Origin of the sequence: Streptomyces massasporeus, assembly GCF_014648995.1 — a bacterium.
Lineage (GTDB): Bacteria > Actinomycetota > Actinomycetes > Streptomycetales > Streptomycetaceae > Streptomyces > Streptomyces massasporeus.
Genome location: NZ_BMSE01000002.1, coordinates 523,789 through 548,653, shown reverse-complemented (window position 1 = coordinate 548,653; position 24,865 = coordinate 523,789). Strand labels below are relative to the sequence as shown.

18 protein-coding genes and 1 pseudogene are annotated in these 24,865 nt (G+C 71.1%); all 19 read right to left on the bottom strand.

The window, feature by feature from the left end; genetic code table 11:
* Nucleotides 1-62 precede the first annotated feature (62 nt).
* Nucleotides 63-1,613 carry an alkaline phosphatase D family protein gene (locus tag IE153_RS07295; RefSeq protein ID WP_189588926.1) on the bottom strand — a complete coding sequence of 517 codons (1,551 nt, stop codon included), beginning with the start codon at nt 1,611-1,613 and terminating at the stop codon, nt 63-65.
* 179 nt (nt 1,614-1,792) lie between these two features.
* A complete protein-coding gene (locus IE153_RS07290; RefSeq protein WP_229828892.1) occupies nt 1,793-3,271 on the bottom strand; it encodes an FG-GAP-like repeat-containing protein in 1,479 nt (492 codons plus the stop codon).
* A gap of 144 nt (nt 3,272-3,415) precedes the next feature.
* Nucleotides 3,416-4,852, bottom strand: a complete 1,437-nt coding sequence (gene obgE / locus IE153_RS07285; RefSeq protein WP_189588924.1) for a GTPase ObgE — start codon at nt 4,850-4,852, stop codon at nt 3,416-3,418.
* A gap of 124 nt (nt 4,853-4,976) precedes the next feature.
* Nucleotides 4,977-5,231, bottom strand: coding sequence for a 50S ribosomal protein L27 (gene rpmA, locus IE153_RS07280; RefSeq protein WP_031107501.1), 255 nt, complete (start codon nt 5,229-5,231; stop codon nt 4,977-4,979).
* Between the two features lie 14 nt (nt 5,232-5,245).
* Entirely contained in the window at nt 5,246-5,566 is a 321-nt protein-coding gene (rplU, locus tag IE153_RS07275; RefSeq protein ID WP_030836278.1) for a 50S ribosomal protein L21, read from the bottom strand.
* Nucleotides 5,567-5,795: 229 nt separating this feature from the next.
* Nucleotides 5,796-9,953 (bottom strand): Rne/Rng family ribonuclease, encoded by a 4,158-nt coding sequence (locus IE153_RS07270; RefSeq protein WP_189588923.1) that lies wholly within the window; start codon nt 9,951-9,953, stop codon nt 5,796-5,798.
* A gap of 260 nt (nt 9,954-10,213) precedes the next feature.
* Nucleotides 10,214-10,996 (bottom strand): TIGR03936 family radical SAM-associated protein, encoded by a 783-nt coding sequence (locus tag IE153_RS07265; RefSeq protein WP_189588922.1) that lies wholly within the window; start codon nt 10,994-10,996, stop codon nt 10,214-10,216.
* Between the two features lie 48 nt (nt 10,997-11,044).
* Nucleotides 11,045-12,250 carry a hypothetical protein gene (locus tag IE153_RS07260; protein ID WP_189588921.1) on the bottom strand — a complete coding sequence of 402 codons (1,206 nt, stop codon included), beginning with the start codon at nt 12,248-12,250 and terminating at the stop codon, nt 11,045-11,047.
* Between the two features lie 195 nt (nt 12,251-12,445).
* Nucleotides 12,446-12,541 (bottom strand): annotated as a pseudogene (locus tag IE153_RS41520) (GNAT family N-acetyltransferase); the annotation flags it as partial.
* 274 nt (nt 12,542-12,815) lie between these two features.
* Complete coding sequence (locus tag IE153_RS07250; RefSeq protein WP_189588920.1) at nt 12,816-13,046, bottom strand: helix-turn-helix domain-containing protein; 231 nt, start codon at nt 13,044-13,046, stop codon at nt 12,816-12,818.
* On the bottom strand, nt 13,046-13,543 hold the full coding sequence (locus tag IE153_RS07245) for a DUF2975 domain-containing protein (RefSeq protein ID WP_031104805.1): 498 nt from the start codon (nt 13,541-13,543) through the stop codon (nt 13,046-13,048). Before IE153_RS07245 ends, IE153_RS07250 begins: the two co-directional genes overlap by 1 nt.
* Before the next feature lie 570 nt (nt 13,544-14,113).
* Nucleotides 14,114-16,078, bottom strand: coding sequence for a TIGR03960 family B12-binding radical SAM protein (locus IE153_RS07240; RefSeq protein ID WP_189588919.1), 1,965 nt, complete (start codon nt 16,076-16,078; stop codon nt 14,114-14,116).
* Nucleotides 16,079-16,165: 87 nt separating this feature from the next.
* Nucleotides 16,166-17,671 carry a CYTH and CHAD domain-containing protein gene (locus tag IE153_RS07235; protein ID WP_189588918.1) on the bottom strand — a complete coding sequence of 502 codons (1,506 nt, stop codon included), beginning with the start codon at nt 17,669-17,671 and terminating at the stop codon, nt 16,166-16,168.
* A gap of 63 nt (nt 17,672-17,734) precedes the next feature.
* Entirely contained in the window at nt 17,735-18,343 is a 609-nt protein-coding gene (locus tag IE153_RS07230; protein WP_189588917.1) for a hypothetical protein, read from the bottom strand.
* Nucleotides 18,344-18,364: 21 nt separating this feature from the next.
* A complete protein-coding gene (gene rodA / locus IE153_RS07225; protein ID WP_189588916.1) occupies nt 18,365-19,567 on the bottom strand; it encodes a rod shape-determining protein RodA in 1,203 nt (400 codons plus the stop codon).
* Nucleotides 19,564-21,807, bottom strand: coding sequence for a penicillin-binding protein 2 (gene mrdA / locus IE153_RS07220; protein ID WP_189588915.1), 2,244 nt, complete (start codon nt 21,805-21,807; stop codon nt 19,564-19,566). The genes rodA and mrdA overlap by 4 nt, the downstream gene beginning before the upstream one ends.
* A 148-nt stretch (nt 21,808-21,955) precedes the next feature.
* Nucleotides 21,956-22,630, bottom strand: coding sequence for a rod shape-determining protein MreD (gene mreD, locus IE153_RS07215; protein WP_189588914.1), 675 nt, complete (start codon nt 22,628-22,630; stop codon nt 21,956-21,958).
* Nucleotides 22,631-22,643: 13 nt separating this feature from the next.
* Nucleotides 22,644-23,591: a rod shape-determining protein MreC gene (gene mreC, locus IE153_RS07210; protein WP_031104814.1), complete on the bottom strand. Its 948-nt coding sequence runs from the start codon at nt 23,589-23,591 to the stop codon at nt 22,644-22,646.
* Nucleotides 23,592-23,735: 144 nt separating this feature from the next.
* Nucleotides 23,736-24,755, bottom strand: a complete 1,020-nt coding sequence (locus IE153_RS07205) for a rod shape-determining protein (RefSeq protein WP_004001297.1) — start codon at nt 24,753-24,755, stop codon at nt 23,736-23,738.
* Nucleotides 24,756-24,865: the final 110 nt, after the last annotated feature.

The following is a 24,865-nucleotide window of genomic DNA, read 5'->3' as shown; positions in this document are numbered from 1 at the left end:
CCCGTACGACGAAGAGCCCGGGACTCCGAGGAGTCCCGGGCTCACGCGCCTCGCGGGGCGGGTCAGACGACCTCGACGCCCGGGCGGCCCGCCTCGACCCGCAGCCTCGCCAGCGTGCTCGGCGTCGAGGTCGGCTGCCGCACGGTGTCGACCACCCTCACCTGGGCGTCGATGCCGTCACGGCGGACGTCGAAGAGGTGGTAGCCGCGGTGGGCGTCGAGCAGCTTCCAGTGCGGGTTGTCCGGGCGCCGCGGGTCCCACTCCTTACGGAAGGCGGCCTGGTCCTGGTCGCCGTTGCTGGAGACGGAGGTGCCGACGAACTCGGCGCCGACGACCCTGGAGTCCGGGTCGGCGTAGTCCTCCTTGAGGTCGCTGATCATCGTCAGGTGCCGGTCGCCGGAGAGCACCACGGGGTTGCGGACCTGCCGGAACTCCTCCATGAACGCGTTGCGTTCGGCCTGGTAGCCGTCCCAGGCGTCGTAGAACCAGAGCTTGCCCTCGCCCACCTGGAGGTCCGTCTCGGCCATCATGATCTGGGAGGCGATGAGGTTCCAGCGGGCGGGCGAGTCCTGCAGCCCGTTCAGCAGCCACCGCTTCTGCCGGGCGCCGAGCATGGTCAGCGACGGGTCCTGGGCGCCGGCCTGGCTGGTTGCCTGGTCGCTGCGGTACTGGCGGGTGTCCAGGACGTTGAGCCGGGCCAGGCGGCCGAACTCCAGGCGGCGGTACATCCGGATGTGCGGGCCGTCCGGGACGGCGGTGGCACGGACCGGCATGTGCTCGTAGAAGGCCTGGTAGGCAGCGGTCAGCCGGGCGACGAACGCGTCGTGCGGCTGCTTGTCCGGGTCCTGCGGGATCTCGCCGGCGAAGTCGTTGTCCACCTCGTGGTCGTCGAAGGTCACCACGAAGGGCGCGCTCGCGTGCATCGCCGCGAGGTCGGGGTCGGTGCGGTACTGCGCGTAGCGGTTGCGGTACTGGACGAGGCTGAACGGCTCACCGGTGCCCTCGTGCCGCCGTACGCCCGTCGCCGAGGGCGTGGACTCGTAGATGTAGTCGCCGACGAACACCACGACGTCCGGGTCCTGATCAAGCATGTCTGCGTATGGCGTGAAATAGCCGTGCTGCCAGTTCTGGCAGGAGGCGAGGGCCATGCGCAGGGAGCCACCGGAGCTGTGAGGGTGGGGCGCGGTACGGGTGCGGCCGACGGGCGAGAGCTGCCCGCTGGTGCGGAAGCGGTACCAGTACGTACGGTCCGCGCGCAGCCCGCGTACGTCCACGTGAACGCTGTGTCCGTACTCGGGCCGTGCCTGCGCGGTGCCCTGTCGGGCGAGCTTTCTGAACCGGGGGTCCTCGGCGAGCTGCCACTCCACCGGCACCGGCCGGTCGGGCATGCCGCCGCCGTTCAGCGGGTCCGGGGCGAGTCTGGTCCACAGCACGATGCCGTCCGGCAGCGGGTCGCCCGAGGAGACGCCGAGGCTGAACACACCGTCGGGCAACGGCGTCTCGGCCGCTCGGGCGGCGGCCGGGAGCCACAGCTGGGCGGAGGCCGCGGCGCCGAGCACCGCGGCTCCTGCGGTCAGAAAGCGGCGTCGGTCGGGGGATACTGCTCCGGTCATCGGCTGACTCCCTTACCTCGCTGGCCACTTGGACACTGGGAAGCTTCACGCTCGCGGGCGGTCCGCCCGCTGAACGCCGGGGTTCACGTACATGACAACTAAGCAGACAAAGAGAGACTCGCCGCCAGCATCGGAACAAGCCGTTGCCGGGGCGAGTCTGACAAGTGATCAGTAACGGGTCAGCGTGCGAAACCCCTGCCGAGGGAGGAGCCGCTCTTGACCGTGCCGAGGGTGCCCGCGCCGAAGCTGACCGAGCCGGTTGCGGTGGGGGTGTTCACCGGGTTGGGGAACGCCCAGACGCCGCCGTCCCGGTTCTCGCCGGTGGCGCCGGCGAACAGCTCGGCCCGGCCGTCGCCGTTGACGTCGAGCAGGTTGGTGTCGGCGCCGAAGAAGTCGTTCTGCTCCGCGGTGCCCGGGACGTTCTCGGTGTTCTGGCTGATGCTGTAGGCGCCGTTCCCGGTGAGCCCGGACCTGCCGCCGCGCAGGATGGTCACCTGGCCGGCCGCGTACACCTCGCCGAGGTCCTCGCTCGAGCTGCCGGTGGAGACGTCCGCGTAGCCGTCGGCGTTGACGTCACCGACGGAGATGGACCCGCCGAAACTGTCGGACCACTCCGAGCTTCCGGGCACACCCGGGGTTTCCTGCGTGATGATCGTCGTACGGGAGGTGTCGGGTCCGTTCGCCGAGCCGTGCACCACGCCGATCTGGCCGCCCTTCAACAGCGGGTCGTCGAGGTCGACTTCGCCGAAGCCGTCGTTCGGGCGGCCGATGACGAGGTCGGCGTACCCGTCCTTGTCCACGTCGCCGACGCCGAGGCTCTCGCCGCCGCGCATGCGCGTGCCGTCGGGGTTGTTCACCGGGGCGGGGGCGCTCAGGCCGTCACGGGTGCCCCGCAGGAAGACCGCGCGCCGGTGCCTGTAGTCGGGGTCGTGCATGTCGTCGTCGCTGACGTCATGGATGAGCGCGACCAGGTCCGTGATGCCGTCGTGGTCGACGTCCCCGGCCGCCACGTCGTCCGTGACGTACGCGGGCTCGATGGCCAGGGTCCGGCTCTTCGCGGCGCCCGTGGTGCGGTCGAACGGCCCGGACAGCAGGCGGTTGCCGGTGGCGAGGTCCAGCTGGCCGTCGCCGTCGAAGTCGCCGAGCGCCGGAGTCTCGGGGTCGACCCGGTCCTCCTCGGTGCCGGTGGCCACGGCCGTGCCGCCGGACAGGCCCTGCTTCCCGCCCCACAGCACGGCGAGCGTGCCGGCCGCCCTGACGTCTCCGACGCTCTCACCCGGGGCACCCACGACCAGGTCGGCGTAGCCGTCGCCGTCCAGGTCGCCGGCGGCGAGACCGTCGCCGTAGTCGTCGTTCGTCTCCGCGGCACCCGGTATACCCGGGGTGTTCTGGCTGAGGACCTGCTTGTGGGTGAGGTCGAGACCCTTGGCCGAGCCGTACACGACGGCCACGTAACCGGCCTGGGCCTGCCCGTCGACCTTTCCGCGCGAGGCGGCGACGGCCAGGTCCTGGTAGCCGTCGCCGTTGAAGTCGTCCTGGAGCTTCTTCGCGACGGACGGGGCGGCCGGGGCGGCCGGGGCGGCGGCCACCGGGGTGGTCACGGCCGCGACGACGGCGATGGCCGCGGCGACCGCTCGGCCGACCCTGCGCTTGCTCATGGACTGAGGCACGTCAACTCCGTTGATCCGCTGGGCAGTTACGGCGCGGTGGGGAACAAGATCCCCACCGGCGCCACCCTGTACGACTCACCGAAGAACGACTTGGTTGCACCGAAGTCCGTTGCGAATTTGCTGTTTGTTAACTCAGAACGGCTCGAAGTCGTCGAACTCCTGCTGCGCCTCGTCCCGTTCGGCCTGCCGGTCCTTGCGGCGCTGCGCGGCGGGCCGCTCCCCCTCGAGTCGGTGGTCCTCACCGCGCCGGCCGAGCATCTCGGCGCCGGCCGTCATGGACGGTTCCCAGTCGAAGACGACCGCGTTGTCCTCGGGGCCGATGGCGACGCCGTCGCCGCCCCGGGCGCCCGCCTTCATCAGCTCCTGCTCGACACCGAGCCGGTTGAGCCGGTCGGCGAGGTAGCCGACGGCCTCGTCGTTGTTGAAGTCGGTCTGGCGCACCCAGCGTTCGGGCTTCTCACCGCGTACCCGGAACAGGCCGTCGGCCTCCTGCGTCACGGTGAAGCCGGTGTCGTCCACGGCCTTGGGCCGGATGACGATCCGGGTGGCCTCTTCCTTCGGCTTCGCGGCCCGCGACTGCGCCACGAGCTCGGCGAGCGCGAAGGACAGCTCCTTCAGGCCCATGTGCGCCACGGCCGAGACCTCGAACACGCGGTAGCCGCGCGTCTCCAGGTCGGGGCGCACCATCTCGGCCAGATCCTTGCCGTCCGGTACGTCGATCTTGTTCAGGACGACCATGCGCGGCCGGTTGTCCAGCCCGCCGTACTGCCGCAGCTCTTCCTCGATGATGTCGAGGTCGGAGACGGGGTCACGCTCCGACTCCAGCGTCGCGGTGTCGAGGACGTGCACGAGCACACTGCACCGCTCCACGTGCCGCAGGAACTCGAGACCCAGGCCCTTGCCCTGGCTGGCGCCGGGGATTAGACCGGGCACGTCGGCGATCGTGTAGACGGTCGAACCGGCCGTGACGACACCGAGGTTCGGCACGAGCGTGGTGAAGGGGTAGTCGGCGATCTTCGGCTTGGCGGCGCTCAGTACCGAGATCAGCGACGACTTGCCGGCGCTCGGGTACCCGACGAGGGCCACGTCGGCGACGGTCTTCAGCTCCAGGACGACGTCCCGCAGGTCTCCCGGCTCGCCGAGGAGCGCGAATCCGGGCGCCTTGCGCCGTGCGGAGGCCAGCGCCGCGTTGCCGAGTCCGCCCCGGCCACCCTGCGCGGCGACGTACGACGTGCCGTGCCCGACCAGGTCGGCGAGGACGTTGCCCGCCTTGTCCAGCACGACCGTGCCGTCCGGCACCGGCAGGACGAGGTCCTGACCGTCCTTGCCGGAGCGGTTGCCGCCCTCGCCGGGCTTGCCGTTGGTGGCCTTGCGGTGCGGGGAGTGGTGGTAGTCGAGCAGCGTGGTGATCGACTGGTCGACGGTGAGGATCACGTCCCCGCCGCGCCCGCCGTTACCGCCGTCCGGCCCGCCGAGGGGCTTGAACTTCTCACGGTGGACGGAGGCACAGCCGTGGCCTCCGCTACCCGCGGCGACGTGCAGCTCGACGCGGTCCACGAAGGTGGTCATGGTGTGTGCCTCCAGGTGCGTACGTATGTGTACGAGGTTGTACGGGGTTGCTCTCTGCGTAACACGCGAAAGGCGGACCCGCTTCCCGTGAGGGAAGTGAGGTCCGCCTCGCGAAAGCTTCCGATCAGGCGACCGGAACGATGTTCACGACCTTGCGGCCACGGTGGGTGCCGAACTGCACCGAACCGGCCTCGAGGGCGAACAGCGTGTCGTCGCCGCCACGGCCGACGCCGGAGCCCGGGTGGAAGTGGGTGCCACGCTGACGGACCAGGATCTCACCCGCGTTGACGACCTGACCGCCGAAGCGCTTCACGCCGAGCCGCTGGGCATTGGAGTCGCGACCGTTCCGGGTGGACGATGCGCCCTTCTTGTGTGCCATTTCTCCTCAGTCCCTTACTTCGCAGCCGTGGGGATCTCAGTGACCTTGATCGCCGTGTACTGCTGGCGGTGGCCCTGGCGACGGCGGTAACCGGTCTTGTTCTTGTAGCGCAGAATGTCGATCTTCTGGCCCTTGTGGTGGTCCACGACCTCGGCCTGGACCTTGATGCCGGCCAGCACCCACGGGTCGCTGGTCACGGCGTCGCCGTCGACAACGAGCAGGGTCGAGAGCTCGACCGAGTCGCCAACCTTGGCAGTGGAAATCTTGTCAACCTCAACGATGTCGCCGACAGCAACCTTGTGCTGGCGACCACCGCTGCGCACGATGGCGTACACGCGGGACTCACTCTCTAGCTCGGGAAACGGCACCCCCGCAGGCCAGCCGCCCGACTCAGCGAGCAGCCTCTCCTGGCGCCCGGCGCCCGGAGGATGAGGTTTACGGGGATGTAGACGCGTCAGTCGACACGCCGACGGTCAAGGTTACGGGGCCGCGGCCGAAGGGGTCAAACCGAGCCGGGCCCGCCACCTGTGCGACCGGTCACGCCGGTCGCACAGGCAGTGGATCTCAGCCCTCGTCGGTGGAGGCCGAGACGGAGGACGCGGACGAGGCCGACTGCTCCGCCGCCACGGTCTTCTTCGACGTGGTCTTCTTGGCGGCGGTCTTGGTGGTCTTCGCCGCCTTCTTGGCCGTCGTCTTCTTGGCGGCGGTCTTCTTCGCCGCCGTCTTCTTGGTGGTGGCGGCCTTCTTCGCCGTGGCCTTCTTGGCCGTCTTGCGGGCCGTCTTCTTGGCGGGCGCCGACTCCTCGGCGGCCTCCTCGGTGACGGCACCGTCCGACGCGGGCGCCTCCGCGGACACGGGAGCCTCCGGAGCCTCCTCGGACGCGGCCGACGGGACGACCACGACGGCCGTGTCCTCGGACGCCGTGGACACCGTGGGCTTGCGCACGGCGCGGCGACGCGGACGGGCCGGGGCGGCGCTCTCCGCGGGCGCCTCGGCGACCGGCTCGGCGGCCTCGGCCTGCTCGGCCACCTCGGTGGCCGCGGGCGCGGTCTCGGCGACCGTCACCACGGTCGCCTCGGCCCCCGCCGGGGAACCGGCCGGAGCGGACACCTTGCGGGTGGCCCGACGCCGGGTACGGCCCTTGGGCGCGGCCTCCTCGGCCGGAGCGGCCTCGACGACCGGAGCGGCCTCGACCACCGGGTCCTCCATGGCCATCGGCTCGGCCTGGGCTTCGGCGGCCGTCTCCGGCTGCACCGGACGGGCGACCTCCTGCTCGGCGGTCACCTCCTGAGCCGTCGGCGCCTCGGCCTCGGCCTGCTCGGCCCGGCCCCGGCCGCGCCGGGTGCGGTCCCTGCCCTGCTCGGCCTTCGGCTCGGCGGCCTCACCGCGCGGGGAGCCCGCCGGCGCCGACGCCCGCCGGCCGGCCCGGCGACGCGACCGTCCGCGGCCGGCCGCGGCCTCCGCCTCGGCGGCGCTGCTGTACAGCTCCTCGTCGGGCTCGAAGGACGGCTCGGGCAGCGCGATCGGCTCGGCGGCCTCGGCTCCGACCTCGGCCTCGGTCTCGGCCTCCTGCTCGGCGGTCTCGACGGCCGCCTCGTGCACGTGCGGCTGCTCGGCGGCGCCGGCACGCGCGCGCTTCTTGCGCTTGCCGCCGCCCCCGGCGGCCGTCGGCTGCTCCATGTGCACGATGACGCCGCGTCCGTTGCAGTGGACGCAGGTCTCGGAGAAGGACTCCAGCAGGCCCTGCCCGACCCGCTTGCGGGTCATCTGCACGAGCCCGAGCGAGGTCACTTCCGCGACCTGGTGCTTCGTACGGTCCCGGCCCAGGCACTCCAGCAGGCGCCGCAGCACCAGGTCCCGGTTGGACTCCAGCACCATGTCGATGAAGTCGATGACGATGATGCCGCCGAGGTCGCGCAGCCGCAGCTGACGCACGATCTCCTCGGCCGCCTCCAGGTTGTTCCTGGTGACGGTCTCCTCGAGGTTGCCGCCCTGGCCGGTGAACTTGCCGGTGTTGACGTCGACGACGACCATCGCCTCGGTCCGGTCGATCACCAGCGAACCGCCGCTGGGCAGCCACACCTTGCGGTCGAGGGCCTTGGCGAGCTGCTCGTCGATCCGGTAGGTGGCGAAGACGTCGACCTCGGAGGTCCACTTCGACAGCCGCTCGGCGAGGTCCGGCGCGACGTGCGAGACGTAGCCGTGGATGGTCGACCACGCCTCGTCACCGCTGACGACGACCTTGGAGAAGTCCTCGTTGAAGATGTCGCGCACGACCCGGACGGTCATGTCCGGCTCGCCGTACAGCAGCGTCGGAGCGTTGCCGCCCTTGGCCTTCTTCTGGATGTCCTCCCACTGCTGCTGCAGCCGCTCGACGTCCCGGCGCAGCTCGTCCTCGCTCGCGCCCTCGGCGGCGGTGCGCACGATGACGCCCGCGTCCTCGGGGACGATCTTCTTGAGGATGGTCTTCAGCCGGGCCCGCTCGGTGTCGGGCAGCTTGCGGCTGATGCCGGTCATGGAGCCCTCGGGCACGTACACGAGGTAGCGGCCCGGGAGGGAGACCTGGCTGGTCAGGCGGGCGCCCTTGTGACCGATCGGGTCCTTCGTCACCTGGACGAGCACGGACTGGCCGGACTTCAGGGCGGACTCGATACGGCGCGGCCCGTGGGCCATGCCGAGCGCCTCGAAGTTGACCTCACCGGCGTACAGGACGGCGTTGCGGCCCTTGCCGATGTCGATGAAGGCGGCCTCCATCGACGGCAGCACGTTCTGCACCTTGCCGAGGTAGACGTTGCCGACGTACGAGGTCGCCTGCTCCTTGTTGACGTAGTGCTCGACGAGCACGTCGTCCTCGAGGACGCCGATCTGCGTGCGGTCGCCGTGCTGGCGGACGACCATGACACGCTCGACGGCCTCGCGGCGGGCCAGGAACTCGGCCTCGGTGATGATCGGCACGCGCCGGCGGCCCTGCTCGCGGCCTTCGCGGCGGCGCTGCTTCTTGGCCTCCAGACGGGTCGAGCCCTTGATGGACTGCACCTCGTCGGACGGCTCGGCCTTGGGGCGGGGCTCGCGGACCTTGACGACCGTGCGCTCGGGGTCGTCGTCGGAGGGCTCGGAGTCGGTGCCGGAGTCACCGGCGCGGCGACGGCGGCGACGGCGCCGGCGGCTGCTGCTGGAGCCGCCTCCGCCGGACTCGTCGCGGTCGGTGGCGTCGTCGGAGTCCTCGTCGTCCTCCTCGGCGCCGTCCTCGGTGTCCTGCGCGGCGCCCTGCTCGGACTCGGCGTCCTCGCCGCCCTCACCGTCGGAGTCGGCGGACTCACCGCGCCTGCGGCGGCGGCCTCCCCGGCGACGGCGGCGGCGCGAGCCGGTGCCCTCGGACTCGTCCTGGTCGTCGCCGTCGGCCTGGTCCTCGGCGGACTCGTCGGCCTCCTCCGCCTCATCGGCGGAGGTGTCGGCGGCGGCGGTCTCGGGGGCCTGGGTCTCGGGCTCGTCGCCGGCACCCCGGCGACGGCGCCGACGGCGGGAGCCGCCGGTCTGCTCCTCGCGCTGGGCCTCGGCCGGCGCGGACTCCTCGGACTCCTCGGCCTCCTGCGGCTCCTCGGCCCCGGCCGCCTCGGCGGCGGCCGCTGCAGCGGCCCGCTCCGGGGTCTGGAACTGGGGCTCGGTGAAGACGGGCGCCTGGAACAGCGCGACGGCGGGCCGCCTCGGACGCGACGTCGGCTCGCTCTCGCCGTCGGCCGCACCCGCGGTCGCCCGGGCGGCGGCCTTCGAGGCCTTCGCGCCCTTGGCGGGCTGGGCGGGCTCGGCGAAGCCACTGGCGGCCCGGCGCACGACGCGGCGACGGCGCCGCGGTCCGGCCTCTTCGGCCGACTCGGCGGCCTCGACGGGGGCGTCGGCAGCACGGGCGGGCTCCGCGGCAGCGGTCTCGGAGGCGGTCGCCTCGGACGCGCGGGCGGGCTCGGCGGCGGGGTTCTCGGTCACGGGTGCCTTCGCCTCCTCGGCGTTGCCCCCCACCGCGTCCGCGGCGGAAGGCGCCCCGGCGGGCGCGGACGCCCGCCGCGAGGCACGCCGGCGAGTCCGACGCGGAGCAGCCTCTTCAGCTTCAGCGGCCTCGGCACCTTCGGCCACGGCCGTCGGCTCCGGGGCTTCCGACACGGCCGGGGCGGCGACGGTCTCGGCCGCCTGCGCCGGAGCGGCGACGGTCTCGGCGGTCTCCGCCGGAGCGGCGGTGGGCGAGGTCACGGTGCGGGTGGCGCGACGGCGGGTGCGCTTGGGAGCGGCGTCCTCGGTCACGTCGGTGGACGCGGCGAGGGTGACGGCCTCGGCCGGCTCGGCGGCGGGAGTTCCGGCCGTCGCCTTGACCACGGTCTCGGCGGCCTCGGCCGCCTCCGGAGCGCCGGTGGGCGCGGAGGCACGGCGCACGGCGCGACGCCGCTTGGGCGGGGCGGGCGCGGCGGCCTCGTCGCTCACAACGGCCTCGGGAGCCTTGTCCGCCTCGGCCGTGGCTTCCTCGACCTCGTCTGCCTCCACGACGTCGGCCGCGAGATCCTCGGCCTCGGCGACCGGTATGGCCGGCGCGACGGTCTCCACCGGCGCGTCGGAAGAGGCACCGGTGGGCGGACCCGCCGGGCGGGACGCGGCACGCCGCCGCCGGCGGGGCGGCAGGGTGTCGCTGGGAGTGTTCTGTTCGGAACCCTCTGTGGGTTCGGTCGGTTCGAGCATGCGGGCTTATCTCCCGTCAGGCTCCCGGGCGCCGCGCCTGGTCCGGCGATGCCGGTGACGTCCGCGGCGCGCGCTGTGCGCGTTCGCCGCCGTCCGGGGCGCGGGCGCCGCACGGGAGCTCTCTGTGTCCTGTCTCGCCGGTTCCGTACACCGAATGCGTACGGCCTGGCGAAAGTCTTCTGGTCGGTGCGCTGCCCGACCCAGGTGGCTCCCGAGTCCGAGGGCGGCGCTACGACATCCGTCCCTACGCGGGACCTTCCTTACGCCGACGCCGTCGCGGCGGCAGTCGGTTCGGCCGTTGAGTGGGCCTCGACTGCCTCGCGGTCGGGCGCGAGCGGGTCGGTCACCGTGCCGGTCTCTTCATCGAACAGCCCCTGCGCCAGCCTGGTCACCGCAGCGGGGACCGGCGGCGCCAGGTCGGCCACGGCGCGGAGACCGGACAGGACGTCGTCGGGTCGTACGGCAGGCGTCACGTGCCGAACAACCAGCCGCAGTATCGCACAGGGCTGGTCGGTCGGCCTATCAGCCTGCGAACTGTGCGTTTCCTCCGGACCGCGGACCTCCAGGCTCGCGACCGCGGAACGGGCGTCGAACGTACGGACGCCGTTCTTCGCGAGGCGCTGGACCTCGACGGTCTCGGCCGCGTTGAAGACGTCCGCCGCTCGGCGGGCCTCCTCGACCGGCACTCCGTCCAGCCGGAGCTCCCAGACGGAAGCCGTGAGCCGGTCGGCGAGTCCCGAGGTGCGGGCCTCGACCGCCTCGGTGATGTCGAGCCCGGTGGGCAGCGAATCGTCGAGGAGGGCCCTGAGCTGCTCCGGGTCGCGCGGTGCGGTGAGCGCGATCTCCAGGTACTCCGCCTCACTGCCCGTGCCGGTGGGTGCGGCATTGGCGTACGACACCTTCGGGTGCGGTGTGAAGCCCGCCGAGTAGGCCATCGGCACCTCGGCACGGCGCAACGCACGCTCGAAAGCGCGCTGGAAGTCACGGTGGCTGGTGAACCGGAGGCGGCCGCGCTTGGTGTAGCGCAGTCGGATGCGCTGCACCGCGGGTGCGGGCGGCGGGCCTTCGGGCTGTCGCTTGCCCAGTGTCGTTCAGTCCTTCGTGAGAGCGGTCGTACTGCTACCAAGAGTACGTGTCTCGCGCCCCGATGGTTCCCTCCGGCCGACCGGCTGCGGCTGCCGCGGCTCGCCGAAGAGCATCCGCCGGAAGTCGGCGCGGGCCTGACGTACGGACTCCCGGGCGGCGGCCAGCGCCTGCCGGGTGGCCCGTCCCACGCTGCGGGCGGCCTCGGCGGCGGGTCGCAGGACGGCGTCCCGCACGACGTGCCCGACGGGCGTCAGCACGCTGCGGTACACCCACCGCACCGGTTCGACGAAGATCCACCGGAGGAGGGTGCCGAGGAAGCGCCCGACGGCGAGCGAGATGTGCCCGGCGACGCGCCAGGCGTGGCCCAGGGCGTCCCACACCTCCCGGCCGATGACGGCGAGGACGCGTCCGACCGGCGTGAGGATCCACCGCCAGAGGGCGAGCGCGGGCAGGACGAGCAGGATGCGGGCGATCCAGTAGAGGGCCCTGCCGATGCCTGTGACGATCGTGCTCACCAGCCACACGAGCCCCTTGCCGCACCAGACGACCGCGCGGCCGACGGGCGCGAGCAGCCAGGTGTACAGCCAGACGGCGGGTACGACGACGAGGTACCTGGCGAGCCAGGCCACGGCCGTCCAGAGGCCGAAGCCGAGCGCCGCGAGCCCGGCGCCGAGCCCCTTCAGGACCCATGCCACCGCGTGTCCGACGGGCGTGAGCAGCTGGGCGTACACCCAGCCGAGCGCGGCTCCGACGCCCCTCGCGAGCCAGGCGACGGCCGCCCCGACGCCCCGCGCGACCCACGCGAGCGCGTGCCCCACCGGTGTCAGGACGCAGCGGTACAGCCAGACCAGAGGCACGACGAGGAGGACGTTCCCGAGCCACCCCAGGGCCTTGCCCACCGGGACGACGACGTACCGCCACAGCCCCACGAACGGCCAGACGAACACCGCCCGTCCGAGCCACAGCAGCGCCCGGCCGAGCGGCCGCAGCAGTGCGTCGTTCAGGAACCGGCCGGTGACGACGAGCGCGTCCCACAGCATCCGTACGGGGACGACGAGGACGAGCACGATGATCCGCACGGGAATCCGGATCGCGACGGCGAGACACCCCTCGACCGCCTCCGGCTCGCGCCGGACCTGCGGCTCGGCAGGCCGTTTGCCCGGATCGACCCGCGCCTCAAAGCCCTCGTGGGGATGCTTCTCCAGATCCATACCGTCGTAGACGCCCTCAGGGGCCCGTCCGGATCCAGCACCGCACAACCCCGCCCCGTTCTCCCGCGATTCCTCCACTCGGCCGCAAGATCATACGGCTTACGCGCGGGTGATCCGCGCCTGCAGCAGCCGGGGCGACTCCTCGAAGCCGCTGCGGGCGTACGCGGGGATGGCCCGCGAGCTGGAGTGCACGGTCACCCGCTCCAGGCCGAGCTCGCGGGCCACGTCCAGGACGGCCCGGACGAGCCGCCCGCCGAGTCCGCCGTCACGCGCCTCGGGTACGACGTACACGCACTGCAGATCGCCGGAGGCCGCCGGGGCGCACGGGGCGTGGGCACCCGCTGCACCACCGCGAGCCAGGCCATGCCGATGACCCGGTCGTCGCGGACGACCACCGTGCAGTGGTGGGTCCGGGCGTTCTCCTCCGCCCAGGCGACGAAGTGCCGTACGAAGTCGTCGGGTTCGCCGAGGTCCTCCGAGCCGTTCTCGACGAGCCACGCCCACCTCAGGCTGGCCACGGCCGCGAGTTCGGCGGGGCGGGCGGGGCGGATGCCGATGTTCTCCATCAGAGCATGGTGGAGTCCGCTGCCCCGTCCGTCTCCCAGCGCAGGAGATCTCCCGGCTGGCACTCCAGCACCTCGCACAGCGCGGCGAGGGTGGAGAAGCGGACCGCCTTGGCGCGGCCGTTCTTGAGGACGGCCAGGTTGGCGGGGGTGATGCCGACGCGTTCCGCCAGTTCGCCCACGGACATCTTGCGTTTGGCCAGCATCACGTCGATGTCGACGGCGATCGGCATCAGATGACCTCTTCCAGCTCGGCCTGCATTCGGGCCGCCTCGATGTCGCGTGCGACGGCCTGCGCGAGCAGCATCCGCAGCACGAGCACGACCAGCGCGACGCCCAGCACGGCCATCACGACCCCGCACAGCAGAAGGACCACCCCGGGTGCGACGGCCTCGCCCGGCGCGAGCACGACCGCGAGCGCGAAGACCAGCAGGGCGGCCGCAACGAACGCGCCGATCACGATGTGCACGTAGCGGAAGGCGGCGGTGGAGAACACCGTCCCGCGACGCACCATCGTCACCAGCCGCCACACACAGACCACGACGACCTGGGCCGTCACAATACCCAGGATCGTGATCACGAGGATCGGGGTGCGCAGATACGCGTACTCGGGCCTGAGACCGTTCATGTCGACGGCCAGCAGCGGCACCATCACCGCCTGCACGAACAGCGACCCGGCGAGCAACACCACGAGCACCCCGCGCAACGCCGCCACCGCCAGCTTCCCCATCACCACTCCCTCGATCGAGCCGCGATGGAAATCTATCGAGATTCGATAGGCCGCGCAAGGAGTCCGTCCCGTACGCATGCCCGGCACTCGGACCGAGAAGGACGGCAGTGGACTGGCGCGTGTTCGCACGGGAGACCCAGGGCCTGGGCGTGGGCAGGCTGATGGGCTTTCTGCCGCACCCCGACGACGAGGATCTCGGCGCGCTCAACCTCTACTCGCAGCGCCCGGGGTTTCTTCACGGACGCCGGCGAGACAGCCGGCCGGCTTCTGGCGCTGCGCGGCTACTCCCAGGAGAGGAACATCAAGCTCCGCGAGGTCGCCCCTCGGGTCCGCGAGGAGGGCCGCCTGACCTGACGGCTCCCCCAGCACACATTCTGAACTGGGGGAACCTGACCGGGTCAGCCCCCCAGGGGAGCGTCACCAACCCGGCCTGCTGAGCGGGTCCCCCACAGGACGGACCTCTCACCTCCGGGCTCTCGGGCGTGGGGTGCGACACGAGCACGGAGGCCGCAGAAGGATGTCGGCCGCTCCTCGGCGGCCGACATCAGGACCGGACCTGGCCGGCTCCGCTCAGTGCGAGTGCCCGCTCGGCGCCGGTGCCGCGTTCTTGACCGTCAGGGGCAGCAGTTTCTTGCCCGTCGGGCCGATCTGGATCTGGGTGTCCATCTGCGGGCACACCCCGCAGTCGAAGCACGGCGTCCAGCGGCAGTCCTCGACCTCGGTCTCGTCGAGGGAGTCCTGCCAGTCCTCCCAGAGCCAGTCCTTGTCCAGGCCGGAGTCGAGGTGGTCCCACGGGAGGACCTCCTCGTAGGTGCGCTCGCGGGTGGTGTACCAGTCGACGTCCACGCCGAAGGCGGGCAGCGTCTTGTCGGCGCAGGCCATCCAGCGGTCGTACGAGAAGTGCTCGCGCCAGCCGTCGAAGCGGCCGCCGTCGTCGTAGACCGCGCGGATGACCGCCCCGATGCGGCGGTCGCCGCGGGAGAGGAGGCCCTCGACGATGCCGGGCTTGCCGTCGTGGTAGCGGAAGCCGATGGAGCGGCCGTACTTCTTGTCGCCGCGGATCTTGTCCCGCAGCTTCTGCAGACGGGCGTCGGTCTCCTCGGCGGAGAGCTGCGGGGCCCACTGGAAGGGCGTGTGCGGCTTGGGGACGAAGCCGCCGATCGAGACCGTGCAACGGATGTCGTTGGAGCGGGAGACCTCGCGGCCCTTGGCGATGACCTTCGTCGCCATGTCGGCGATCTGCAGGACGTCGTCGTCGGTCTCGGTCGGCAGGCCGCACATGAAGTACAGCTTCACCTGGCGCCAGCCGTTGCCGTACGCCGTCGAGACCGTGCGGATCAGGTCCTCTTCCGAGACCATCTTGTTGATGACCTTGCGGATGCGTTCCGAGCCGCCCTCGGGGGCGAAGGTCAGGCCGGAGCGGCGGCCGTTCCTGGTGAGCTCGTTCGCCAGGTCGATGTTGAAGGCGTCCACGCGGGTGGAGGGGAGCGACAGGCCGATCTTGTCGTCCTCGTAGCGGTCGGCGAGGCCCTTGGCGATGTCGCCGATCTCCGTGTGGTCGGCGGAGGACAGGGACAGCAGGCCGACCTCCTCGAAGCCCGTCGCCTTCAGGCCCTGCTCGACCATGTCGCCGATGCCCGTGATGGAGCGCTCGCGCACCGGGCGGGTGATCATCCCGGCCTGGCAGAAGCGGCAGCCGCGGGTGCAGCCGCGGAAGATCTCCACCGACATGCGCTCGTGGACCGTCTCGGCCAGCGGGACCAGCGGCTGCTTCGGGTACGGCCACTCGTCGAGGTCCATGACGGTGTGCTTGGAGACCCGCCACGGGACCCCGCTGCGCTTCGGCACGACACGGGCGATACGGCCGTCCGGCAGGTACTCGACGTCGTAGAAGCCGGGGACGTACACCCCGCCCGTCCGCGCCAGGCGGAAGAGGAGCTCCTCGCGGCCGCCGGGGCGGCCCTCGGCCTTCCAGGCGCGGACGATCGCGGTGATCTCCAGGACCGCCTGCTCGCCGTCGCCGATCACGGCGCAGTCGATGAAGTCGGCGATCGGCTCGGGGTTGAACGCCGCGTGGCCGCCGGCCAGGACGATCGGGTCGTCCAGACCGCGGTCCTTGGACTCCAGCGGAATGCCGGCCAGGTCGAGCGCGGCGAGCATGTTCGTGTAGCCCAGCTCCGTGGAGAAGGACAGGCCGAACACGTCGAAGGCCTTCACGGGCCGGTGGCTGTCCACCGTGAACTGCGGGACGTGGTGCTCCCGCATGAGCTCCTCGAGGTCCGGCCACACGCTGTAGGTGCGCTCGGCGAGGACGCCCTGCTGCTCGTTGAGCACCTCGTAGAGGATCATGACGCCCTGGTTGGGCAGACCGACCTCGTAGGCGTCCGGGTACATGAGCGCCCAGCGGACGTCACAGGAGTCCCAGTCCTTGACCGTGGAGTTGAGCTCTCCGCCGACGTACTGGATCGGCTTCTGCACATGCGGGAGCAGAGCTTCGAGCTGCGGGAAGACCGACGCAGCGACTTCGGCAGGCATGTCGCGCACCTTCGTGAGCTGGACTGAACTGACAGGGGTGACCATCCAGACTAACGCGGTCGCGGGGTACCTCCGTACGCCGGAAGATCAGAAGCCCGCTGCACCGTCCTTGATCCCGGCCCAGAACCCGGGCAGTTCCGCCTCCACGCGCACCGCCCGCTGCTCCTCGCGCTCGTGGAGGAGGCCGTAGGTGAAGGCGCTCTCCCCCGCCGCGTGGGCGACCGCGGACAGCTCGCGCAGGGCCTGCCGGGCCATGACGCTGTCCTGGTGCTCGCCGAGCAGGTTCTGCAGCGCCTTCATGGACTTGACCAGGGTCTTGGCGGGCTTGCCGAGGACGGGCTTTGCCGCCTCCGCCGCGTAGCGGGTGCGCTTGGCCTTCTTGCGTGCCTCGTGCAGTGCGACGTCCCGGTCGGTGCCGGGCTCCAGGTCCGCCGCCTGCCCGATCAGCCCGGTCACCTTGCGGAAGTCCTTGCGCACGGCCTTGGCGATCGGCTTGCGGGGCTCCTTGCCGGCCGCCTCGAGCAGCGGTGGGTCGGCGATCAGCGCGTCCAGGGTGTCGAGCAGGGCCAGGTAGCGGCGGGAGTCCAGGATCCCGAGGAGGCGGCCGCGGGCCCCGCCGTGCTCGGCGCCGGCCCAGGAGTGCACGCGCTCGGTGACCGGGCCGCGGACCAGGCCGGCGGGCACCTCGTCGACGGCCGCGGTCAGCCGCTCGGTCAGCACCTCGCGGTCCCGGTCCAGGCCCAGCTCGCCGGCGAGCCACTTCAGCTCGTCGGCGACGGGGTCGGTGACGGCCCGGTCGAGAATCGCGCCGAACGACTTGAAGGTGCTGCGCATCCGGCGGGTGGCCACGCGCATGCTGTGCACGGAGTCCTCGGCGTCCCGGCGGACGGCGGGGTCGAGCTCGACGATCGCGTCCCGCTGGGTGCGCAGGTAGGCCAGCACATGGTCTCCGGCCGTCACCGGCCGCCGGACGTGCGGGGACTTGCGCCGCTTGCCCGGCGCCGTCTCCTCCAGGGCGCGGGCCAGCTTCGACGACGACGCCGACGGCCGTACGCCCGCCTTGCGCAGCCGTTTCTCCACCTTGTCGAGCAGGGCCGGGTCTCCCCCGTCGGCGAGTTCCACCTCGATCTCGGTCCACTGTGCTTTGCCGCCGCGTCCCGTGAGCCGCTCGGCGTGCACGGTGTCCACGCTCAGCTCGGCGAGCAGCCGGCCGTCGGCGTCGAGCAGGTGGCGTACGTCGCGGGCGGAGCGCAGCCGGACCACCGGGAGCAGCTCGCTGTCGCGGACGCGGGAGCGGACCAGCGCGGCGAGGTCGTCGGGGAGGGTGTCGGAGAGCGGGGCGTGGATCTCGTCGCGGACGTCGCGCGCGATCGGGAACTTCAGGTGCCAGCCGGCGTCGGAGCCGCCGGTGCGGCGGCGCAGGGTGACCGAGGACGCGGCGAGGCGCTCGTCTCCGGTGTCGTAGTAGGTGGCGTCGAGGTGGGCCACGCCCTTGTCGACCACGGCGGCGATCCCGCCGGCGCCGGTCAGGTCGGGGAGGCCGCTCTCGTCGGATTCGTACTTGCGCTCGATCTCGCGTTTCGTCTCCGCCATGAACCAAATCTAGTGGCTGATCGGCCGGTACAGCAGTGGTGCGTGCCCCAGGGGGCAACGCGTTCAGGCCGTCAGCAGGGCCCGCATCTCCTCGCCGTCCGGGAACGGCGCGTCCTTCACCGTCCGGGAAACGAGGTACACGTGGGCGTCCTCGAACTGGTGGTACGACAGCGGCTCCGGGCCCTGTCCGACGATCAGCACGTTGTGCTCCAGGCGCCAGCTGACATACCGGGTGTCGTACCTGGGCTGCCGGACGTCGTGGTCCGGCAGGCCCAGCCGCTCGGTGAACTGCCGCACCACGGCGGCGAAGTGGGCGTCGAACTCCGGCCGCCAGGCGCCCTCCTCGCTGGTCCAGCCGGGCAACGGGCCCCAGCAGTCCTCGTCGAGCAGACCGCCGTCGACGGAGTAGAGGTAGGCGAACGGCAGGTGGAGCGAGCCGTCGCCGTCGCAGGTGACGAAGTGGCCCTGCGGGCTGATGTGGGTGGCGTCGGGGACATCGGGTGCGTCCTCGTACGCCGGTCCCCGCACCGCCTGCGACCAGTCGGGCCAGCCGGCCTCCCGCATCCGCGCCTCGACGGCGTCGTCGTCGGTCAGGTCCAGCTCCGCCAGTGCGAGGAGATGGCTCACCAGCTCCTCGGTCACCGGGCACAGGGCGACGCGCTCCCCGGACATTCCGCTCCCCCGTTCGGGCCGCTAGGCCGACATCGGCCGCTGCACCCGGATCGACTGCAACAACCCCACCGCTATCCACACGGCGAACATCGACGATCCTCCGTAGGACACGAACGGCAGCGGCAGGCCCGTGACGGGCATGATGCCGAGTGTCATGCCGACGTTCTCGAACGTCTGGAAGGCGAACCAGGCGACGATGCCCGCGGCCACGATCGTGCCGTACAGGTCCGTGGTCTCCCGGGCGATGCGGCAGGCCCGCCACAGGACGATGCCGAGGAGCACGATGATCAGGCCGCCGCCGAGGAAGCCCAGTTCCTCTCCCGCCACGGTGAAGACGAAGTCCGTCTGCTGTTCGGGCACGAACTGGCCGGTGGTCTGCGAGCCGTGGAAGAGGCCGGAGCCGGTCAGCCCGCCCGAACCGATGGCGATGCGGGCCTGGTTGGTGTTGTAGCCGACGCCGGCCGGGTCGAGCTCGGGGTTGGCGAAGGCGGCGAAGCGGTTGATCTGGTACTCGTCGAGGATCCCGATCTGCCAGACGGTGACCGCGCCCAGGGTGCCCGCGCCGAGCAGGCCGAACACCCACCGGTTGGACGCCCCGGAGGCCAGCAGCACGCCGAGCACGATGATGACCATCACCATGACCGACCCGAGGTCGGGCATCAGCATGACGATCAGCATCGGCACGGTGGCCAGGCCGAGCGCCTGCACGACCGTGCGGTGGTCGGGGTACTGCTTGTCGCCCGCGTCGACCCGGGCCGCCAGCAGCATCGCCATGCCCAGGATGATCGTGACCTTGACGAACTCCGAGGGCTGGAGCGAGAAGCCGCCGGGCAGCTTGATCCAGGAGTGGGCGCCGTTGATCGTGGAGCCGAGCGGGGTGAGCACCAGCAGGATCAGCAGCAGCGAGAAGCCGTACAGGACCGGGACGGCCGTGCGCAGGGCGCGGTGGCCGAGCCAGATCGTGCCGGCCATCAGGACGAGGCCGATGCCGGTGTTCAGCAGGTGCCGGACGAGGAAGTAGTACTGATCTCCCTGGTTGAGCTCCGTGCGGTTGCGGGTCGCCGAGTAGACCAGGAGCGTGCCGAGCAGCGACAGGGCCACCGCCGACAGCAGGATGGGCCAGTCGAGCCGCCGCGCCACAGAGTCACGGGCCAGCAGTCGGGTCCAGCCGGAGCGCTCGGGCCCGTAGCCGGAGACCTGGAAGCTGTTCACTCCGCCGGTCATGCTGGGCACCTCCGGCTTCCCCGGCGGCGCCGCCTTCGGGTGTCACGGTTCTCGGGTGACGGCGGGGCCGACGTGACCGGCTGGAGCGGGTCCGCCGGGGCGTTGGGGTCCTTCTTGTCGGCCTTCTGGTCCTTGGCCGGGTCCTTCGGGACCTTCGGGGAGGCGATGGTGCCGTCCGTCTTGACCTTCGGCAGGGTCTTCTGGGGGGTGGGCAGCAGGGCCTTCTTCCGGTCGATGTCGCCGTCCTCGGAGACGCCGTACAGCGCGTTGTAGATGTTGCGGACGGCGGGGCCCGAGGCGCCGGAACCCGTACCACCCTGGGAGATCGTCATGACGATCGAGTAGTCCTTGGTGTACGTGGCGAACCAGGAGGTCGTCTGCTTGCCGTAGACCTCCGCCGTACCCGTCTTGGCGTGCATCGGGATCTTGTCCTGCGGCCAGCCGCCGAACCTCCAGGCGGCCGTACCGCGGGTGGCGACTCCCGCGAGGGCTTCGTCTATCTCGTCGCGCGTCTTCTGCGTCATCGGCAGCTTGCCGTGCGACTCGGGCTTGATCGGCGTGACCGTCTTGCCGTCGGCGCTGATGACGGCCTTGCCCACGGAGGGGTTGTAGAGGGTGCCGCCGTTGGAGATGGCCGAGTAGATGGTGGCCATCTGGATGGGCGTGACGAGCGTGTCGCCCTGGCCGATGGAGTAGTTGACGGAGTCACCGGCGCGCATGCGGTTGCCTTCGAGGCAGTTCTCGTAGGCGATCTTCTCGGCGTAGCTGCCGTTGCGCTTGCCGGTGCGGCACCAGGCGTCCTTGTTGGCCTTCCAGTAGCTCAGCTTCCACTGGCGGTCGGGGACGCGGCCGGTGACCTCGTTGGGGAGGTCGATGCCGGTCTCCTTGCCGAGGCCGAACTGGTGGGCGGTCTTGTAGAACCAGTCGTGGGGCTTCTTCTTCGGCTTGGTGCCCCCGTCGCGCTTCCACTCCTCGTGGGAGAGGGCGTAGAAGACGGTGTCGCAGGACACCTCCAGGGCGCGGCCGAGGCTGATGGGGCCGTGGCTCTGGGACTCGAAGTTCTTGAAGACCTGGCCGCCGATCGAGTACGAGCTGGAGCAGTTGTAGGGGCCGTTGAAGGAGTACCCGGCGTTGACCGCGGCGGCCGTCGGGATGACCTTGAAGATGGAGCCGGGGGCCGACTGGCCCTGGATGGCGCGGTTGAGCAGTGGGTAGTTCGAGCTCTTGCCGGTGAGGCGTGTGTAGTCCTTGGCGGAGATGCCGCCCACCCAGGCGTTGGGGTCGTAGGTGGGGTTCGAGGCCATGGCGACGACGCGGCCGGTCTTTGCCTCCATCACCACGACGGCGCCGGAGTCGGCCTTGTAGTTGGTGCCGGTGTTGCGGTCGTGCTGCTTGCGGGCTTCCTTCATCGCCTCGTTCAGCTGGTACTCGGCGATGCGCTGGACCCGGGAGTCGATGCTGGTGACGAGGTTGTCGCCGGGGTGGGCCGGGTCGGCCTCGGCCTGGCCGATGACCCGGCCGAGGTTGTCGACCTCGTAGCGGGTCACGCCGGCCTTGCCGCGCAGCGCCTTGTCGTACTGGCGCTCCAGGCCCGAGCGGCCGACCTGGTCGGAGCGCAGATACGGCGAGTTGGTGTTCTGCGCCTTCTTGATCTCCTCGTCGGTGACCGGGGAGAGGTAGCCGAGGACCTGGGCGGTGTTGGCCTTGCCCGGGCTCGGGTAGCGGCGCACGGCCTCCGGCTCGGCGGTGATGCCGGGGAAGTCCTCGGCGCGCTCGCGGATCTGCAGGGCCTGCTTGGCGGTGGCCTCGTCGGTGATGGGGATGGGCTGGTACGGCGAGCCGTTCCAGCAGGGCTGCGGCGTCTTGGCGTCGCAGAGCCGGACCTTCATCTGGACGTCCTCGGGTGTCATGCCCAGGACCCCGGCGAGCTTGGTGAGGACTTCCTTGCCGTCGTCCTTCATCTTCAGCAGGTCGGTGCGGGAGGCGGAGACCACCAGCCGCGTCTCGTTGTCCGCGATCGCCACGCCCCGCGCGTCCAGGATCGAGCCGCGGACGGCCGGTTGGACGACCTGCTGGACGTGGTTGCCCGAGGCCTCCTTGGCGTAGGCGGCGCCCTCACGGATCTGGAGGTACCACAGGCGTCCGCCGAGGGTGAGCAGGAGGGAGAGGACGAGGACCTGGATGACGACGAGCCGGATCTGGACCCGTGAGTTCCTGCCGGTCTCGGGAATGTTGGTCACTGCGGCTGCCTCCCCCTCTCGGTGCGCGTACGGGTGTGCGGGTGCGACCGTGCCTCCGGGCACGGATGTGCGGATACGAGTGATGAACGACGGGCCCACGAGCCGGCGTTCCTACTGGACCGACCCGTTCGGGTGAACTTCCCTGCGGTCACAGCCGCTTGACCCCCTTGATGCGCCCTGCGCGTGCCATGCGCGCCCGGGCCGCCTTCACCCGCAGCCCGTTGCGCTGGCTGCCGATCTTCAGCCCGGTGCCGCCGGAGAGCCAGCCCGAGGAGATGTCCGTGGCCTTCGCGGCGGCCGAGGTCGACTCGGCGAGCGGATCGTTCTCGGCGCGCCGGGCCAGGGCCATGATCCCCGGTACCACGAACGGGGCGAGCAGCAGGTCGTACAGGGCGGCCGTGAACAACAGGCTGCCGAGGCCCACGTGGCGGGCGGCGGTGTCGCCGACGAGGGCGCCGACCCCGGCGTACAGCAGCGTGGAGCCGACCGCTGCGGCGACCACCACGACCATGGGGCCGGTCGCGGACTTGAGGCGGCCGGTCTCGGGTTTCACCAGGCCCGCGAGGTAGCCGATGACGCACAGCACGAGCGCGTAGCGCCCGGCGGCGTGGTCGGCGGGCGGGGCCAGGTCGGCGAGCAGGCCCGCGCCGAACCCGACGAGGGCACCGCCCACGTGCCCGTACACCAGCGCGAGGCCGAGCACGGTGAGCAGCAGCAGGTCGGGCACGGCGCCCGGCAGATGGAGGCGGGCGAGGACGCTCACCTGGATCACCAGGGCGACGACGACCAGGGCGGAGGAGAGCAGGATCCGGTTGACGCGCATGGGGTGACAGCTCCTACTGCTCTTGCTGGTTCTGGCCGTCCACGGGTGCCTCGGCCGACGGCGTCACGGTCACCGTCACCGTCGGCCTGGGGGTCGGCTTGGGCTTGGGCGGGAGGACCGTGTCACGCGGGTCCTTCTTCGGGGCTTCGACGACGACGCCGACGATGTCGAGCTTGGTGAAGCCGACGTACGGCGTGACGTAGAGCGTGCGGGTCAGGCCGCCGCCGGAGGGGTCGACGCGGGAGACCACGCCGACGGGCACGCCGGGCACGAACGGCCGGTCGGCCTGCGAGCCGAAGGTGACCAGGCGGTCGCCCTTCTTCACTTCGGCCTTGCCGTTGAGGAGTTCGACGCGCAGCGGGCGGTCGCCCTGCCCGGAGGCGAAGCCGAGCTCGTCGCCGGACTCCATCCGGGTGCCGACCGTGAAGTCGGGGTCGCTGGCGAGCAGGACCGTGGCGGTGTTGGGGCCGACGGTGGTGACCCGGCCGACGAGCCCCTCCCCGTTCAGGACGGTCATGTCGCGCTTGATGCCGTCGTTGGCGCCGACGTCGACGGTGATGGTCCAGGAGAAGCCCTGCGCGGCTCCGATGGCGATGACCTCGGCGCCCTTGATGCCGTACTGGCCCTGGCCGGCGATCTTCAGCATCTTGTCGAGCTGCTTGAGGCGGCTGCGGCTGCGGTCGTCGCTGCCGAGTCGCGCCTTCAGGGCCGCGTTCTCCTTCTCCAGCGCGGCGAGCCGGTCGTGCCGTTCACCGGAGTCGCGGATGGCGGAGACCGCGTTGCCGACCGGGTCGACCGCGGCCGAGACGCCGCTCTCGATCGGGCCGAAGACCGTCGCCGCGCCCTGCCGGGCACCGTCGACGGGCGAGTCCTCCCCGCCGCGGATGTCCACCGTGATCAACGCGAACGCGATGGCGATCAGCAGCACCAGGAGCAGCCGGCTCTCTCGTGTGTCCCTCACGTGCGGCGGCCGTGCCCTTCCTCATAGGAATTCGGGAAGCCCCAGGGAAACCCGAGGGGCTGCTTTGTGGGAGCTTATGCAGATGTATCAACGATCCGCCGTACGAGAGGAGATCGTCCCGTACGGCGGAATCGAAGAGTTATGTCATCTGCGCGGCTGGGCGTCCAGCACCTGCTGGAGCGCCTCGAACTCCTCGACGCACTTTCCGGATCCGAGCGCCACGCTGTCCAGCGGGTCCTCGGCGATGTGGATCGGCATGCCGGTCTCCCGGCGCAGCCGCTCGTCGAGACCGCGCAGCAGCGCTCCGCCGCCGGTCAGAACGATTCCTCGGTCCATGATGTCGCCGGACAGCTCCGGCGGACACTTGTCGAGGGTCGTCTTGACGGCGTCGACGATCGCGTTGACCGGCTCCTCGATCGCCTTGCGGACTTCGGCGGCGGAGATGACGACGGTCTTCGGCAGCCCGGAGACGAGGTCCCGGCCGCGGATTTCGGTGTGCTCGTCGGAGTCGAGGTCGTACGCCGAACCGATCGTGATCTTGATCTGCTCGGCCGTGCGCTCACCCAGCAGGAGGGAGTACTCCTTCTTGATGTGCTGGATGATCGCGTTGTCCAGTTCGTCGCCCGCGACACGGATGGACTGGGCGGTGACGATGCCGCCGAGGGAGATGACCGCGACCTCCGTGGTGCCGCCGCCGATGTCGACCACCATGTTGCCCGTGGCCTCGTGGACCGGCAGGCCGGAACCGATGGCCGCGGCCATCGGCTCCTCGATGATGTGCACCTGGCGGGCGCCGGCCTGGGACGACGCCTCGATGACGGCGCGGCGCTCGACGCCCGTGATGCCCGAGGGCACACAGACGACGACCCGCGGACGAGCCAGATACCGCCGCTTGTGGATCTTCAGGATGAAGTAGCGGAGCATCCGCTCGGTGATCTCGAAGTCGGCGATCACGCCGTCCTTCAGCGGACGAACGGCAACGATGTTGCCGGGCGTGCGCCCGATCATCTTCTTCGCTTCGGCGCCGACCGCGAGGATGCCACCGGTGTTGGTGTTGATCGCGACGACGGACGGCTCGTTGAGTACGATCCCGCGACCCCTGACGTACACCAGCGTGTTGGCGGTCCCGAGGTCGACAGCCATGTCACGGCCGATGAACGACATTGAGTTCCCCATCAGGATTCGTCTGGCCTTCCCACTAGCTTTTGAGGGCTTTTCAGGTAGGCAAAGGTGGGTGCTGTGACGTGAAGGCTTCCATCGTAGACGCGCCTTCG